Annotated in this window: 10 protein-coding genes; 8 read left to right on the forward strand and 2 right to left on the reverse strand. The window is 58.4% G+C overall.

Annotated features, from left to right (window positions below):
- The first annotated feature begins 91 nt into the window (after window positions 1–91).
- The 4 genes from ACYX4K_RS05490 (at window position 92) to ACYX4K_RS05505 (ending at window position 5,126) form a co-directional block, all read left to right on the forward strand.
- On the forward strand, window positions 92–1,723 hold the full coding sequence (locus ACYX4K_RS05490) for an alpha/beta hydrolase (RefSeq protein WP_475093127.1): 1,632 nt from the start codon (window positions 92–94) through the stop codon (window positions 1,721–1,723).
- Between the two features lie 102 nt (window positions 1,724–1,825).
- Window positions 1,826–3,067: a lipoprotein-releasing ABC transporter permease subunit gene (locus ACYX4K_RS05495; RefSeq protein ID WP_475093126.1), complete on the forward strand. Its 1,242-nt coding sequence runs from the start codon at window positions 1,826–1,828 to the stop codon at window positions 3,065–3,067.
- Window positions 3,068–3,099: 32 nt separating this feature from the next.
- On the forward strand, window positions 3,100–3,849 hold the full coding sequence (gene lolD, locus ACYX4K_RS05500; protein ID WP_475093125.1) for a lipoprotein-releasing ABC transporter ATP-binding protein LolD: 750 nt from the start codon (window positions 3,100–3,102) through the stop codon (window positions 3,847–3,849).
- An 8-nt stretch (window positions 3,850–3,857) separates the two neighbouring features.
- On the forward strand, window positions 3,858–5,126 hold the full coding sequence (locus ACYX4K_RS05505; RefSeq protein ID WP_475093124.1) for a lipoprotein-releasing ABC transporter permease subunit: 1,269 nt from the start codon (window positions 3,858–3,860) through the stop codon (window positions 5,124–5,126).
- A 392-nt stretch (window positions 5,127–5,518) separates the two neighbouring features.
- Here ACYX4K_RS05505 and ACYX4K_RS05510 read toward each other — a convergent pair whose 3' ends face one another.
- Window positions 5,519–8,200, reverse strand: coding sequence for a polysaccharide lyase family 7 protein (locus tag ACYX4K_RS05510; RefSeq protein ID WP_475093123.1), 2,682 nt, complete (start codon window positions 8,198–8,200; stop codon window positions 5,519–5,521).
- Window positions 8,201–8,649: 449 nt separating this feature from the next.
- Complete coding sequence (locus tag ACYX4K_RS05515; RefSeq protein WP_475093122.1) at window positions 8,650–9,183, reverse strand: DUF2062 domain-containing protein; 534 nt, start codon at window positions 9,181–9,183, stop codon at window positions 8,650–8,652.
- Between the two features lie 422 nt (window positions 9,184–9,605).
- Here ACYX4K_RS05515 and ACYX4K_RS05520 point away from each other — a divergent pair, with 422 nt between their 5' ends.
- The 4 genes from ACYX4K_RS05520 (at window position 9,606) to acnD (ending at window position 15,562) form a co-directional block, all read left to right on the forward strand.
- Window positions 9,606–10,358, forward strand: coding sequence for a GntR family transcriptional regulator (locus tag ACYX4K_RS05520; protein ID WP_475093121.1), 753 nt, complete (start codon window positions 9,606–9,608; stop codon window positions 10,356–10,358).
- Between the two features lie 35 nt (window positions 10,359–10,393).
- Window positions 10,394–11,272: a methylisocitrate lyase gene (gene prpB / locus ACYX4K_RS05525; protein ID WP_475093120.1), complete on the forward strand. Its 879-nt coding sequence runs from the start codon at window positions 10,394–10,396 to the stop codon at window positions 11,270–11,272.
- A gap of 322 nt (window positions 11,273–11,594) precedes the next feature.
- Complete coding sequence (prpC, locus tag ACYX4K_RS05530) at window positions 11,595–12,719, forward strand: bifunctional 2-methylcitrate synthase/citrate synthase (RefSeq protein WP_475093119.1); 1,125 nt, start codon at window positions 11,595–11,597, stop codon at window positions 12,717–12,719.
- A gap of 245 nt (window positions 12,720–12,964) precedes the next feature.
- Entirely contained in the window at window positions 12,965–15,562 is a 2,598-nt protein-coding gene (acnD, locus tag ACYX4K_RS05535) for a Fe/S-dependent 2-methylisocitrate dehydratase AcnD (protein ID WP_475093118.1), read from the forward strand.
- The last annotated feature ends 157 nt before the right edge of the window (window positions 15,563–15,719 follow it).

Genomic DNA, 15,719 nt, shown 5'->3' on the forward strand with positions numbered 1-15,719 from the left:
CTTTCACGTTTTTCATGTGCCGCACCGATCGGCGTCTTTTACCGCCCTGTGCTAGGCTGAATCTCGAACAAGGATAACCGGACAGTCACGGATGAGGTTTGCGCACTTCTTCACCAGTGGTGGCCTGCTGGTTGGCACCATCTTTTTCGCGCTCTCGCTGACACCCTCATTGATTCCGCGGGAGGGTGTCACCCAGGGGGTGATCTCCGGCGTTGCACTAGCGGCAGGCTACGGTGTGGGTGTCTTTCTGACGTGGCTGTGGCGGTTTTTGGAACTGCCATCGCTGAGTGACAGGACCCGCACCCAGCTGCGCTGGGCGGTCAGCGGGGCGTGTTTGCTACTCGCAGTTGGATTCCTGTGGCGGGCCGCCCACTGGCAGAATTCGGTTCGCGCATTGATGGGCCTGGAAGAGGCGCCCGGTGTCCGCCCCATGGTGATCGCGCTGGTGGCGGTGGTGCTGTTCCTGGTATTGCTACTGATCGCCAAGGTATTTCGTCGCTTGTTTTATTTTCTGGCCGCCCGCTTCCAGCACCGGGTGCCCCGACGGATTGCCGGGCTGCTGGCACTGTGCGGCGCTTTAGCGCTGTTCTGGGCGGTATTCAACAAGTTACTGATTAAAGAGGCGCTGTACCGGGTTGATGGTATCTATCAACGCCTGGACGCCAGCGAAGCGCCGAATCTGCCAGCACCTACCGGCAAACTGGAGCCGGGCGGCCCGGATTCCCTGGTGCGCTGGCAAGATATGGGGCATCAGGGGCGACGCTATTTGTCTCTCCGCCCCAGGGCGAAGGACATCGCCGAAGTCACCGGCGACGCCAAGGATCCCGTCCGCGTCTATGTTGGGTTGAACGCTGCCGATACCCCCGCTCAGCGCGCCAAACTCGCGCTGGATGAGCTCAAGCGGGTAGGGGGCTTCGAGCGCTCCTACCTGATTCTGATCACACCCACCGGCACTGGCTGGGTCGATCCGGGTGCCATCAATTCGGTGGAGTATCTGTTAGGTGGCGATGTTGCCAGTGTGGCCGCCCAGTACTCATATCTGCCAAGCCCGATCGCTCTGATGACCCAGGATGCCTATGGTCGCGAGACAGCGCGGGCGGCTTTTGAGGAAATCTATGGGTACTGGCGCAAGTTACCGGGCGGCTCCCGTCCCAAGTTGTACCTTTTCGGCCTGAGCCTGGGTGCGCTGAACTCCGACCGCTCCTTTGATTTTTACGACATCATCGACGATCCGTTCCACGGCGCCCTTTGGACCGGGCCGCCGTTCCGCAGTGATACCTGGCGCATGGTGACCGCAGAGCGGGACAAGGGCTCGCCCGCCTGGCTACCCGAATTTCGCGGGGGGGCTGTGGTTCGCTTCGGCAATCATTTCGAGGGTTACAACCGCGGGGATGCCAACTGGGGCCACTTCCGTATCGCCTACCTTCAGCACGGAAGCGACCCCATTGTGTTCTTTGATCCAAACGCGGCCTACCGGGAACCCGCCTGGATGAAAGGCACCCGCGCGCGGGATGTGTCGCCCGAGCTCAAGTGGTATCCGATTGTCACAATGCTCCAGCTCGCCATGGATATGCACGCGGGCGTCGCACCGATGGGGTACGGGCACAGCTATGCGCCGCAAGACTATGTGCGTGCCTGGCATCAGTTGCTGGCCGTACCCGGTTGGGACAAGGCAAAAATCGAACAACTCAATAAACATCTATCAAAATGGAATCCTCGCTGAATTATGTCGTCCAAACCTGAGTGCTTGCCACCTGGTACCGGGGCGGCGCATCCGGCTCTAAATACTTGGATTTCTTGGCGTTTTTCCGCTTAAATCACCGATATGATAAAACCTGTTCCTCTTTATATCGGCCTGCGCTATGTGGCCGCCCGCCGACGCCAGCAGTTTATTTCCTTCATTAATGGCTTCTCCCTCCTGGGTATGGCACTGGGGGTATTCGCGCTGATCGTGGTGACTTCGGTCATGAACGGTTTCGATCGAGAGTTGAAAACCCGCATCCTGTCGGTTGTGCCTCACGGATTTGTGGAGCAGAAGGGCGGCCTCGAAGATTGGCCTGCCATCGCAACCCGGTTACGCGAGCAGCCACATGTGCAGGCGGCGAGTCCATTTGTGCGCGGCTTCGCGCTGCTGGGGGCCAACAATCAATCCCAGGGTGTGGAGTTTCAGGGGGTTGACCCGGCGGCGCTGCGGGAAGTGTCCGCAGTGGGCGAGCATATGCTGGTGGGCAGTCTGGATGGGCTGGAGTCGCGCAGCTACAACATCGTACTCGGGCGTATTCTCGCGCGTCAGCTCGGCGTCATGCCCGGTGACAGTGTCATTCTCACCCTGCCGGATGTGGTGATTACCCCCGCCGGTATTTTCCCCCGTACAAAACGTTTTACCGTGGCCGGTGTTTTCTCCGTGGGCGCTCAGGTAGACCAGAATATGGCGCTGATGCACCTGGACGACGCCGCGCGCCTGTTGCGCATGCCCGGCAAAGTACAGGGGCTGCAGCTCAAGTTTGACGATATGAATAACGCCCTCGGTCGTGTGCAGGGGTATGCATCAAACCTTGGGGAAGGCTTTACCGGCGAAGACTGGAGTCACTCCCAGGGCAGCCTGTTTCAGGCGGTCAAAATGGAGAAGACCGTTGTGACGCTGATGCTGATGATCATCGTCGCCGTGGCCGCATTCAATATCGTTTCCGCGCTGGTGTTGATGGTGGCGGACAAGCGCTCGGACATCGCGGTGTTGCGCACCCTCGGATTAACCTCTCGCCAGATCATGGCGGTGTTTGTGGTGCAGGGTAGTGCGATAGGTATCATCGGTGCGCTGGTCGGCGGTTTGCTCGGCACCCTGATCGCGCTCAACTTGACGGATATTGTGTCCTGGATAGAAGGCGTGATTGGCGCGCAGATTTTTGACCCGCGGGTATTTTTCGTCAGCTTCCTGCCGTCGGAATTCCGCCTGGGCGATGCCATTATGGTGTTAAGTGCCGCGATCATTATGAGCCTGCTGGCGACCCTGTTCCCGGCCTGGCGCGCCGCACAAATTGCCCCAGCCGAAGCGCTGCGCTACGAGTGATCGTGGTGCCCACAAACTGGATTAGATAAAAGATGAATAGCCAAGTGGAAATACACCCGGAAGAATCGACCCCGTACCCGGCCGCCGATGTGGTACTGGCCTGTCGTCAACTTTCCAAATCCTACCGGCAGGGCGCCAACGAACTGGCGGTACTGCGGGGTGTGGAATTGGAGGTGCCTAAGGGTGAGCGTCTCGCCATTGTCGGCGCGTCCGGCTCCGGTAAATCCACCCTGTTGAATTTGCTGGGCGGACTGGACACGCCAACCTCCGGCGAGGTCTGGGTAGGCGGCAAAAACTTGGCCGCACTCAATGCCAACGAGCGCGGCTGGTTGCGCAACAGCAGCCTCGGTTTTGTGTATCAGTTTCACCACCTGTTGAACGAATTCAACGCGTTGGAAAATGTGGCCATGCCGCTCCTGATCGGCAAGCAACCGGTCTCCGAAGCCCGCGCGGCGGCCACGGAAATGTTGCAGGCCGTTGGCCTCGGTGCGCGCCTGGATCACAAGCCCGCGCAACTCTCCGGCGGCGAGCGCCAGCGGGTGGCCATCGCCCGCGCACTGGTGGCGCGTCCGGCGTGTGTATTGATGGATGAGCCCACCGGTAACCTGGACCGCGCTACTGCCCAGGAAATTCACAAACTGATGGACCGCTTAAACAGCGAAACCGGCATCAGCTTTGTCATCGTTACCCACGACCCGGATCTGGCCGGCGCGCTCGACCGCTGCCTGCACCTGGTAGATGGTGAATTGGTAGAAGACTGGAAACCAGGCGACGGTGTTTAAGGTGAAAAATGTTTAAGCCATTACCCGCCTATATCGGCCTGCGCTACGCAGGCGCCCAGCGCAGCGACGAGGACTCCGCCGGACTGGTGTCATTTATTTCCGGCCTGTCCATGATCGGCCTGATTCTCGGCGTGGCGCTGATGGTCATTGTCATGTCGGTGATGAACGGGTTTGACCGCGAACTGCGTGAGCGCATTCTCGGCATCATGCCACACGCCACCGTCTACAACACCAACCCGGATATCAACTGGACCGCATTGCGCGATCAGATTGCGGCCGCCGAAGGTATTACCGCTGCTGCAGAAGTGTGGCAGGTAAATGGCCTCGCCAAAAACGGATTGGAAGTGACGCCGTTACTGGTGCAGGGAGTAAACCCGGAAACCATCGTCAATGTCTCGACCATCGGCGATTTTCTACTGCCGGGCAGTTTTACCGCGCTGACCGGTGACCCAGCCGAGCCGGGTATTATTCTCGGTAAAGGCATGGCCGATAAACTGGAAATCGGTGTGGGCGAGCAGCTCTCCGTGATCGTGCCGCAGAGTGCCAGTGGCAATAGTGGCGGGCGTTCTGCAGCGCAGCTTGCCGGGTTCAAGGTCGTCGATATTTTCCATTCCGGCACCGCGCTGGACCATTCCCTGGCGATCGTGGACTGGGCACAGGCAAAAGCCCTTGCCGGCGGGGCAGGGGGCGCGGGTGTGCAGATGCGCATGCAGGATATGCTGCGTTCCTTCTCCGTATTTCAGGGCCTGTTGCATCAACTCCCGGTCGAGGGCTATTACGGTAACGACTGGACCGGTACCCACGGCAACCTCTACCAGGCGATCCAGATGTCGCGCAACCTGGTGAGCCTGCTGGTATTTCTGATTATTGCTATCGCGGCGTTTAACGTGGTTTCCACGCTGGTAATGGTGGTGATCGACAAGCACGGTGATATCGCGATTTTGCGCACCATGGGTGCGAGCACCAAAGAAATATTGCTGACCTTCGTCAGTCAGGGGGCACTGGTTGGCCTTGTGGGTGCGCTGGTCGGTGGTGCGCTCGGGGTGCTCGGCTCGCTGGTGGTCACCGATGCGGTGGCGGGGCTGGAATCCCTGTTTGGTATCCAGTTCTTAAAGTCTGATGTGTATCCGGTGGATTATCTTCCGTCGGAATTGCAGTGGGGGGATGTTGCGCTGGTGGTCGGGGCGGGATTCCTGCTGAGTCTTATTGCTACCCTTTATCCCGCCTTCCAGGCAAGTCGCGTGCAACCGGCGGCTGCATTGCGACAGGACTTCTGATACATCTTAAACAAGCGTCATGCCGGATTTGATCTGGCATCCAGCGGACCGAAGCACTGGATCCCGGGTCGAGCCCGGGATGACGAAGAGGGCATACCCGTCATGCCGGACTTGATCCGGCATCCAGCGGATCAAAGCACTGGATCCCGGGTCGAGCCCGGGATGACGAAGAGGATGTACCCGTCATGCCGGACTTGATCCGGCATCCAGCGGATCAAAGCACTGGATCCCAGGTCGAGCCCGGGATGACGAAGAGGGCATACCCGTCATACCGGACTTGATCCGGTATCCAGCGGACCGAAGCACTGGTTCCCGGATCAACCCCGGGATGACGAAAACGCACTCCCCGTCATGACGAGAAAGTGCCCCCCGCAGCGCGAGGGGCACGTCACTTACTGGTGGTCAATCCAGTAATCATAAACAACCACTTCACCGTAATTGTCCGGGTGATCCGCAAACTCACCTTCGCGGTCGGCATTACTCTGTGTGTAATTACCGATCTTGAAGTAGGCGTCCCCGTAACTACGATCCATCACATAGTCGTTGGAACCGTCACGCACCAGGTACTGGTCGGCATTGCCAGACAGGAAGGCGTTGGCAAGGTTGCCGTCTTCGCTGTAGTAGGCGTAGTGCCGGCCATCCACCACTTCGAAAATAATTTCGTGAGTGGTGCCCAGCTGGTAGCCGGTTTTGATGGTGAGATCATCCCGCAGCTTGCCGCCGTTAAAACTCAGGAACAGGTGATCGCCTTCCAGTCGCAGGACCATAGCGTCATCGATGCCTTCACTTTTATTGCCGTGAATCTGCGTTGCTACCAGGTGATCTTTCACCATCGGCAGATGGGTGATCGCCTGCTTCACGTACACGATGTGTTGACCATCCGTGGTCCAGTAAACATCCACGCTGCCGTCCGGCTCACGCTCACGCAGCTCCGAACGGATGTAGCTGGAGTTTGGCGTGGTGCCATTGTCGGTACGAATCGGAGCGTAAAACACCATACCGTCGCCCGCATCGTTTACGTAGAAGTACTCGTTGTTGGGTTCGCCGCACAAGGTTTTATCTTCTTCACCGGTGGGGTAGGTGATCTTCCACTGGTTGCAGTTTTCCATCAGGTCAGACGGAACAGAACCGGAACCGGATGACGACCCACCAGAGGAACCGCCGGAAGAACTGCCAGAAGAGCTGCTGGAAGAGCCGCCGCCAGAGCTGGAGCTGGAAGAACCGCTATCACCGTCGTGGGTAACCTCAAAGTTGTAAAAGGAAACCTGGGCGTAATCGCCGCTGTCGCCACCATTGTTCTGGTTATAGGAACCGGCTTTAAAGTAGAACCAGTCATCGTTGTACTCTTCCGCCCAGAAAATGGTCTGACGTGCCCAGGTGCCATCGGCCTTGGTCACTGTCACGGTCATTTCACGGCCGTCGACGTTGACTTCGTAGCCCCACTTCTCGCCAAGTGCGATACCGTCTTCTACCGGCTCTACGGTAGAGGTCAGGCCGTACTCGTTGGTGCCGGATTCGCCAAACAATGGAATGAAGATTTCGGTATCGGAATCTTCATAGGCCATGTACACCCAACCTTTGGTGTGCCCAGGCAGTTTGCGGTAGTACACCTTGAACGGCTCGTTGTCAGACGCGTGAATCTGGCCAACAACAACGCGGCCAACACGCCACTCAGAACCGGAATCGTAGGTGTCCGATACGCGGTCTACAGAGATTGTGGCTTTCATATTGCCATTCACGCCCGCAGCAGCGCTTTGGTCAGAGCTGGAAGCCGTGGAAATTACCCAGTTGTTGCCGAGGCTGGTGGTACCCGCACTCTCATTCAGCATTTCCCGCAGTTCACTGCGCGAGTAGGAAGAGTTGGAGGTAGAACCGCCGTTGTTGGGGCATTGGAATACCATTGCGCCAGTTCCGCTGTCCGTATAGAACTCGTTGGCGCTCACTTGCGGAGGGTATTCTTCACTGGCATCCGGATAGGTGATCTTCCATTTGCTCAGGTCAAAGTTTTCATCGGGGTCGGCGGACGGGTCGAGGTTGGCCAGTGGCAGAGTGCCACCAGAGCCATACTCCAGGCAGCCCACGGTCACGCTGCTTCCGGTGCTGGAGGTTTCACAGTTCCCGGAGCCACCACTGCTGCTGCCACCGCTGCTGCTACTGCTGCTTCCACCGCCTACTGGGTCGGTGTTGCCGTTCTCTTCACTGACGCTCATCTCGGTCAGAGAGTTCCAGGAATTCGAGCTATTCCCGTAACCCACGTAGCGCACGTAGCGCGCTTCGGTTTCAAACAGAGAGAAGTTTTCCTGCGCAGTGGAATTCCCGCTGCTGACACCGCCGTAAAGTACGGTTTCCCAAGCGGAACCATCGTCACTGGTCTGGATGTCGAACGACGAGGTGCGCTGATCCCCCTTGTAGAATGCAATATTTGCACTGCCCACTACCTGCGACTGGCCCAGGTCCAGTTGCAGCCACTGGCCACTGCCATCTGCGGACCAGCGGGTTCCCAGGTCATCGTCCAGAACATTTTCCGGGCCGTTGCCGTCATCGCTGCTCGCAGTGGCGACCACCGCTGGCTCACAGGCCGGGCACCCGGGGTCGCCCGGATCACCGGGGTCATCTTCTGAGGTGGTGATATCCACTTCACTGATGCTGTTCCAGTCGTTGGAGGTGTTGCCGTAGCCCACAATGCGCACGTAGCGCGCGCTGGTGTCTGTCACATCAAATGTCTGCAACGCCGCGGTACTGGAAGGCTGGTCGCCGGAGAAAACCGTCTGCCAGCTGCTGCCGTTGGCAGAGGTCTGAATATCCAGGGTCGCGGTTCTCTGGTCGCCTTTGTGCAAAGCAATTTGAAGAGCCTCGACGGTGTAGCTGGTTCCGAGGTCATATCGGATCCACTGTCCGTCACCCTGGGCGGACCAGCGTGTGGAGAGATTGTTGTCCAGAGTATTTTCAGGTGTATTGCCATCATCGCTAGACGCAGTGACACCCACAGGATCAGCAGCAAAACTCACTGTGGCTTGCGAAGCAAGCAACAGCGCAGCCGCCAATTTCATAGGCGAGTATTTCTGCACATTCATTACATAATTCCTTGCATTATTGTTTTTCACGGCGCGCACGAACCCACGGACAAGCTTTTACAGAAAGCTCGCCTGGAGAGTGTGCCGCGCGATGAAATTCATTAAAGAAATTATTACAAACTACGAAACCACGAACGTGGTCATTGCAATAACGATCAGGCCGATAGTTATTATGGGGATAAGGCCTGATCGATATTTACATTACTGAAACGAAAAATCGTTCGTCAATTAAAATCCCGAGAATTTGAAGTAATTGGTTGACCAGTTCGAATTTTTCGAGAACTGCGTCAAAATCACGGTACTTTTTCCGAAGAAAATCCTGTTTAAATGGCGGTGAATATTTAATGGAAACAAGTCAGAAGTAGGGGAGTTGGCGGGGAAAGATGGGAAAAAAGAAAAACAAAGAGTGACACCGGCCGGGAATGCGAGAGTAAATCTGTGAACGTTTTTCAGCTTTGATCGAGCTGGGATTTGCGTTGAGCAAGGCGCGCCTTCCAACGCTTCACCACCTGCCAGCGCCAAATGGCCTGCATCGCAAAATATGCGGCGGTGGCAAAAAAGATGGCGAAAATCAGTGAGCCGGAAAACAGCGGCAACCAGATACGGCCGACTTCTTCGGTGAGCCATTCCCAGGACAATTCGATCTTGAATTGCATGGGCGGGGTGCCGAGTATCCATGCGCCAAGTTTGTAAGCACTATAGAAAATCGCCGGCATGGTGACTGGGTTGCTGACCCATACCAGAGCCATCGACAGAGGCAGATTGCAGCGGAACCACAGCGCCAGCAGTGCGGCGATCAGCATCTGGCCGGGGAGGGGGAGGAAGCTGGTGAAGATCCCCACGGCAAAGGCCACCGACACCGAGTGGCGGTTCAGGTGGAACAGGTTGGGGTCGTGCAGCAGGGTGCCAAGGAACTTCAGGCCGTTGTTGGCGCGCACCTGTTCGGGAGTTGGCAGCCAGCGCCTGATAATACTCTTAGGCATGATGTTGTTCTGCTCGGTACTCTCGAAATTGGGTCCGGTCGGGTTACCGGTACTACATAAACGGCGGAATTGGTGTTCAATTGCCGACACTTAATAAGGATAGAGTGTTCAGCATAGATTCCGCTGGCACGGGCTTGGCCGGCGCGGGCGCTATTATGCCCATATCGCTATTTCAAGACTACCATTCCCGGCCGGAACCGCGAGAAGTACCCCGGTTCCGCTCCGATCCCTCCAGATCCCTCCTTAATGACAGCAAGTTCAGTCCTGAAATTCGTGACCTGAGAGTCAGTCGCTAAATGACAAAATGTTGACACAATTTGCAGTTGACGCGGAAAAGTTGGGCAAATATCCTGCTTCAAACTAAAAAGTGTCGACAATCTTGTAGCGGCACCACCAGCAAGAGAATCGGGATAGCGAAGACGATGGAATCCGCCAAGCACCATTCGAGCGACATGCCAGAAGCCGCGGCCGCCGTGCCAGATACGGATGCGCCCTCGGTTTCCACCGGCAAGCCCGCCCGCGGCACCCAGAGCCTGGCGGACCGTCTGTTCCTGTCTCTACGCAAAGATATCGTCGAAGGCCGTATCGCTTCAGGCACCAAGATCAGCGAGCCGGAACTGGCCCGCCGTTTCGACGCCAGCCGCGGCAGCCTGCGCGAAGCCCTGATGCGGCTGGAATCCCTCAGCCTGATCGAACGCAAGGTCAATGTGGGCGCACGGGTGGTCGAGCTCACCGAACGCGGCCTGCTGGAAATCTACGACGTGCGTGAGGCCTTGGAAGGCATGGCCTGCCGCCTCGCCGCCGAGAACCGCAGCGAAGAAGACCTGGTGGAACTGCGCCAGATGCTTAACCGCCACGAGCAACAGGAAGAATTGCAGAAGGGCACCGCCTACTACCAGCCGGAAGGGGACTTCGACTTCCACTTCCGCATCGTACAGGCCTCCCACAACGACCTGCTGATCGACACCCTGTGCAACAAACTCTATTACCGCGTGCGCATGTACCGCTACCAGCTCGGCATGGCCAGCCCCCGCGCGCACCGCGCCTTCCGCGAACACAGCCACATTATTGAAGCTATCGAAGCAGGAGATGGCGAACTGGCAGAAATCCTGATGCGTCGCCATATCCGCGCGTCGCGCAGCAATATCGAAAACAAGCTTTCCAAGCAGAGCTAACGAATTAATCAGAATCAATGAGAAACGAGGCAGTTATGAGCAGACCAGAATCCGCCGGCGCACGCTTTCGCCAGGCCCTGAAAGACAACCAGCCGCTGCAGGTTGTCGGCACCATCAATGCCTACACCGCCATCATGGCCGAGCGCATCGGCCACCAGGCGATCTATCTGTCTGGCGCCGGCGTGGCCAATGCCTCCTACGGTCTGCCGGACCTGGGCATGACCAGCCTGGATGACGTGCTGGAAGACGTACGCCGCATCACCGCCGCTACCAAGCTGCCGCTGCTGGTAGATATCGACACCGGCTGGGGTGGTGCATTCAATATCGCCCGCACCATCAAAGAAATGATCCGCGCCGGCGCCGCTGCGGTACATATCGAAGATCAGGTCGCCCAGAAGCGCTGTGGCCACCGCCCGAACAAAGAGATCGTCTCCAAAGAAGAAATGGTCGACCGCATCAAGGCCGCAGTCGACGCCCGCGATGACGACGACTTCTTCATCATGGCCCGCACCGATTCCTTCGCACAGGAAGGTCTCGAAGCCGCCATCGACCGCGCCCAGGCCTGCATTGAAGCCGGCGCCGACGGCATCTTCGCCGAAGCCGTGACCGAACTCGAACACTACCGCGCCTTTAAAGACGCATTGAACGTCCCGATCCTCGCGAACATCACCGAATTTGGTAAAACCAAGCTGTACAACAAAGCCGAGCTGGGCGAGTCCGGCGCCGACATGGTCCTCTACCCACTGTCCGCCTTCCGCGCCATGAACAAAGCCGCGGAAAACGTCTACAGCAGCATCCTGCAAAACGGCGACCAGCAGGCGGTTGTCGACACCATGCAGACCCGTGCGGAACTGTACGACTACCTGAACTACCACGAGTTTGAAGACAAGCTCGACGCACTCTTTAAGAAGTAATCGATCCACCCACCGTCATCCCGGCGCATGCCGGGATCCAGAGCGGAGGTAGCTAAGAACCACCAAACTGGATGCCGGATCAAGTCCGGCATGACGAACAACATACCCAGCGTCATCCCGGGCTTGACCCGGGATCCAGTCAAAGGTTGTCGACAGGCACCGAGCTGGAAACCGGCATACGCCGGCATGACGAGCAACATACCCAGCGTCATCCCGGGCTTGACCCGGGATCCAGTCAGAGCTTGTCGACAGGCACCTGACTGGATACCGGCATACGCCGGCATGACGAAGTAAAAAACTTAAATTGAAAGGGGAATTAGAGATGGCAGAGAAAAAAGTTGGCGGAGCAGGCCTGCGTGGCCAGGTAGCTGGTAAAACCGCACTTTCCACCGTAGGCGTATCCGGCTCCGGCCTCACCTACTGCGGCTACGACGTAAAAGACCTGGCAGAAAACTGCGAGTTCGAAGAAGTCGCCTACCTGATCTTCAACGGCGAGCTGCCCACTCAGGCCCAGTTGAACGACTACAAGGGCACCCTGAAAACCATGCGCGGCCTGCCTGTAGCGCTGCGCGAAGTGCTCGAACGTATCCCCGCCGACGCACACCCCATGGACGTCATGCGCACCGGCTGCTCCATGCTCGGCAACCTCGAAGGCGAAGAGTCTTTCGACCAGCAACAGGACCGCGCCAACCGCCTGCTGGCTGCATTCCCGTCTATCATCTGTTACTGGTATCGCTACAGCCACGACGGCGTGCGCATTGAAACCGAAACCGATGACGATTCCATCGGCGGCCACTTCCTGCACATGTTGCGCGGCGAAAAGCCGAACGACCTGCACGCACAGGTAATGAACGTCTCCCTGATCCTGTACGCAGAGCACGAGTTCAACGCCTCCACCTTCACCGCGCGCGTTTGTGCCTCCACTCTGTCTGACCTGTTCAGCTGCATCACCGGCGCCATTGGCTCCCTGCGCGGCCCGCTCCACGGCGGCGCCAACGAAGCCGCGATGGAACTGATCGAGCGTTTCTCCTCTGCGGACGAAGCCGAGAAAGAACTGCTGGGCATGCTCGAGCGCAAGGAAAAAATCATGGGCTTCGGCCACGCGGTCTACACCGAGTCCGACCCGCGCAACGCCATCATCAAGCAGTGGTCCGAAAAGCTGGCTGCCGACGTTGGTGACGACGTACTGTACCCGGTATCCGTACGCTGCGAAGAAGTCATGTGGCGCGAGAAGAAGCTGTTCTGTAACGCCGACTTCTTCCACGCATCCGCGTACCACTTCATGGGGATTCCCACCAAACTGTTTACGCCGATCTTCGTGATGAGCCGCGTAACCGGCTGGGCCGCCCACGTATTCGAACAGCGCGCCGACAACCGCATCATCCGCCCAAGCGCGGAATACACCGGCCCGGACCTGCGCAAGGTAACCCCGATCGCCGAGCGCTAATTGCTTTCTAAATCGTCATTCCGGCGAATGCCGGAATCCAGCTCCCCCAAACCACCCGCGGGCACTGGATCCCGGACCAAGTCCGGGATGACGAAAGAAATGCCCATCATTCCGGCCTTCCTGTCATTCCGGCGAAGGCCGGAATCCAGTCCCCCAAACCACCCGCGGGCACTGGATCCCGGATCAAGTCCGGGATGACGGGTAAAGAACATCAAGCACCAATCAACCCGAACGGGTGATATACGATGAACACCGAATTCCGCAAACAACTCCCCTGCACAGACCTCGATTATTTCGACACCCGCGAAGCCGTCGAAAAAATCCAGCCGGGCAGCTACGAAAAACTCCCGTACACCTCCCGCATCCTCGCGGAGAACCTCGTACGCCGCTGCGAACCCGAAAACCTCACCGCAGCCCTGAAACAAATCATCGAGCGCAAACGCGACCTCGACTTCCCCTGGTTCCCCGCGCGCGTCGTCTGCCACGATATTCTCGGCCAGACCGCACTGGTGGACCTCGCCGGCCTGCGCGACGCCATCGCCGAAAAGGGCGGTGACCCCGCCAAAGTAAACCCGGTCGTGCCCACCCAGTTGATCGTCGACCACTCCCTGGCCGTCGAACACCCCGGTTTTGAAAAAGACGCGTTCGAAAAGAACCGCGCCGTGGAAGAGCGCCGCAACGAAGACCGCTTCCACTTCATCAACTGGACCAAAACCGCGTTTGAAAATGTCGACGTCATCCCACCCGGTAACGGCATCATGCACCAGATCAACCTGGAGAAAATGTCTCCGGTAGTGCAGCAAAAAGATGGCGTCGCCTTTCCGGATACCTGCGTCGGTACCGACAGCCACACCCCGATGGTGGATGCGCTCGGCGTAATCTCCGTGGGCGTGGGTGGCCTGGAAGCTGAAAGCGTGATGCTCGGCCGTGCCTCCTACATGCGCCTGCCCGACATCGTCGGCGTCGAGCTGACTGGCAAACTGCAGCCGGGCATCACCGGTACCGACATGGTACTGGCCCTGACCGAGTTCCTGCGCCGCGAGCGCGTGGTCGGTGCGTATCTCGAATTCTTCGGCGAAGGCGCCTCCAGCCTGAGCCTGGGCGACCGCGCCACCATCGCCAACATGACGCCGGAATACGGCGCCACCGCCGGCATGTTCGCCATCGACGAGCAGACCATCGACTACCTGAAGCTCACCGGCCGCGACGACGAGCAGGTAGCACTGGTAGAGAAGTTCGCCAAAGAAACCGGCCTGTGGGCAGATTGCCTGAAGAATGCGGAATACGAGCGCGTACTCAAGTTCGACCTTTCTGCTGTAGGCCGCAACCTCGCCGGCCCCTCCAACCCGCACGCACTGCTGCCGGTCTCCGAACTGGCGAATCGCGGTATTGCCAAAGAGTGGAAGGAAGAAGAGGGCCTGATGCCAGACGGTGCGGTAATCATCGCCGCGATCACCAGCTGTACCAACACTAGCAACCCGCGCAATATGATTGCCGCGGGCCTGATCGCGCGCAACGCCAACAAACTCGGGCTGACCCGCAAGCCCTGGGTAAAAACCTCCCTGGCACCGGGCTCCAAGACCGTAAAAATGTACCTGGAAGAAGCCGACCTGCTGCCGGAACTGCAGCAACAGGGCTTCGACGTGGTCGCGTTTGCCTGCACCACCTGTAACGGCATGAGCGGCGCGCTGGACCCGAAAATCCAGAAAGAAGTCATCGACCGCGACCTCTACGCCACCGCCGTACTGTCCGGCAACCGCAACTTCGACGGCCGTATTCACCCCTACGCCAAGCAGGCCTTCCTGGCTTCACCGCCCTTGGTCGTTGCCTACGCCATCGCCGGCACCATCCGCTTCGATATCGAAAAAGATGTACTGGGCCAAGACAAAGACGGCAACCCGGTGACCCTGAAAGATATCTGGCCGAGCGACGAAGAGATCGACGCGATCGTCAAACAGAGCGTGAAGCCCGAGCAGTTCCGCGAGGTCTACATCCCGATGTTTGACCTCAACAAAGCGGAAGCAGAGAAGGGCGAGCCGCTGTACCACTGGCGCCCGCAAAGCACCTATATCCGCCGCCCACCATACTGGGAAGGCGCACTCGCTGGTGAGCGCACGTTGAAAGGCATGCGCCCGCTGGCAGTACTCGGTGACAACATCACCACCGACCACCTGTCGCCGTCCAACGCCATCCTCGCCAGCAGTGCTGCCGGTGAATACCTGGCGAAAATGGGCCTGCCGGAAGAGGACTTCAATTCCTACGCCACCCATCGCGGCGATCACCTCACCGCCCAGCGCGCCACTTTCGCCAACCCGAAACTGTTGAACGAAATGGTGCGTGACGAAAGCGGTGCAGTGAAGCAGGGCTCTCTTGCGCGCATCGAGCCGGAAGGCAAAGTCACCCGCATGTGGGAAGCCATCGAAACCTACATGGACCGCAAGCAGCCGCTGATCATTATCGCTGGCGCCGACTACGGCCAGGGCTCCTCACGCGACTGGGCCGCCAAAGGCGTGCGCTTAGCAGGTGTCGAAGCCATCGTGGCCGAAGGCTTCGAGCGTATTCACCGCACCAACCTCATCGGCATGGGCGTACTGCCCCTGGAATTCCAGCCCGGCACCACCCGCGAGACCTTGGGATTAGACGGAACCGAAACCTACGACGTACTAGGCGACCGCACCCCAGGCACAACCCTCACGCTTCTAATTCACCGCAAAGACGGCGAAACCATAGAGGCCCCAGTAAAGTGCCGCCTCGACACCCAGGAAGAAGTCTCCATCTACGAAGCCGGCGGCGTACTACAACGCTTCGCCAACGACTTCCTAGAAGCCGAAGCCAACGCCTAAACCCGCTTAAATCGTCATGCCGGACCCGATCCGGCATCCAGTAAAAACCCTCGTCATACCGGACTCGATCCGGTATCCAGAGGATCGAAGCACTGGACCCCGGGGCAAGTCCGGGATGGCGAAAGAACCAAACCGTAGGGCGGATAAGCGCAGCGCA

The sequence above is a fragment of the Microbulbifer sp. ABF4_107 genome, from assembly GCF_056312215.1.

What these genes read in the sequence shown, in the direction of transcription:
- ACYX4K_RS05510 (WP_475093123.1), bottom strand. Translation starts at nt 8,200, where the DNA reads ATGAATGTGCAGAAATACTCGCCTATGAAATTGGCGGCTGCGCTGTTG.
- acnD (WP_475093118.1), top strand. Translation starts at nt 12,965, where the DNA reads ATGAACACCGAATTCCGCAAACAACTCCCCTGCACAGACCTCGATTAT.
- ACYX4K_RS05520 (WP_475093121.1), top strand. Translation starts at nt 9,606, where the DNA reads ATGGAATCCGCCAAGCACCATTCGAGCGACATGCCAGAAGCCGCGGCC.
- ACYX4K_RS05505 (WP_475093124.1), top strand. Translation starts at nt 3,858, where the DNA reads ATGTTTAAGCCATTACCCGCCTATATCGGCCTGCGCTACGCAGGCGCC.
- ACYX4K_RS05515 (WP_475093122.1), bottom strand. Translation starts at nt 9,183, where the DNA reads ATGCCTAAGAGTATTATCAGGCGCTGGCTGCCAACTCCCGAACAGGTG.
- ACYX4K_RS05490 (WP_475093127.1), top strand. Translation starts at nt 92, where the DNA reads ATGAGGTTTGCGCACTTCTTCACCAGTGGTGGCCTGCTGGTTGGCACC.
- lolD (WP_475093125.1), top strand. Translation starts at nt 3,100, where the DNA reads ATGAATAGCCAAGTGGAAATACACCCGGAAGAATCGACCCCGTACCCG.
- prpC (WP_475093119.1), top strand. Translation starts at nt 11,595, where the DNA reads ATGGCAGAGAAAAAAGTTGGCGGAGCAGGCCTGCGTGGCCAGGTAGCT.
- prpB (WP_475093120.1), top strand. Translation starts at nt 10,394, where the DNA reads ATGAGCAGACCAGAATCCGCCGGCGCACGCTTTCGCCAGGCCCTGAAA.
- ACYX4K_RS05495 (WP_475093126.1), top strand. Translation starts at nt 1,826, where the DNA reads ATGATAAAACCTGTTCCTCTTTATATCGGCCTGCGCTATGTGGCCGCC.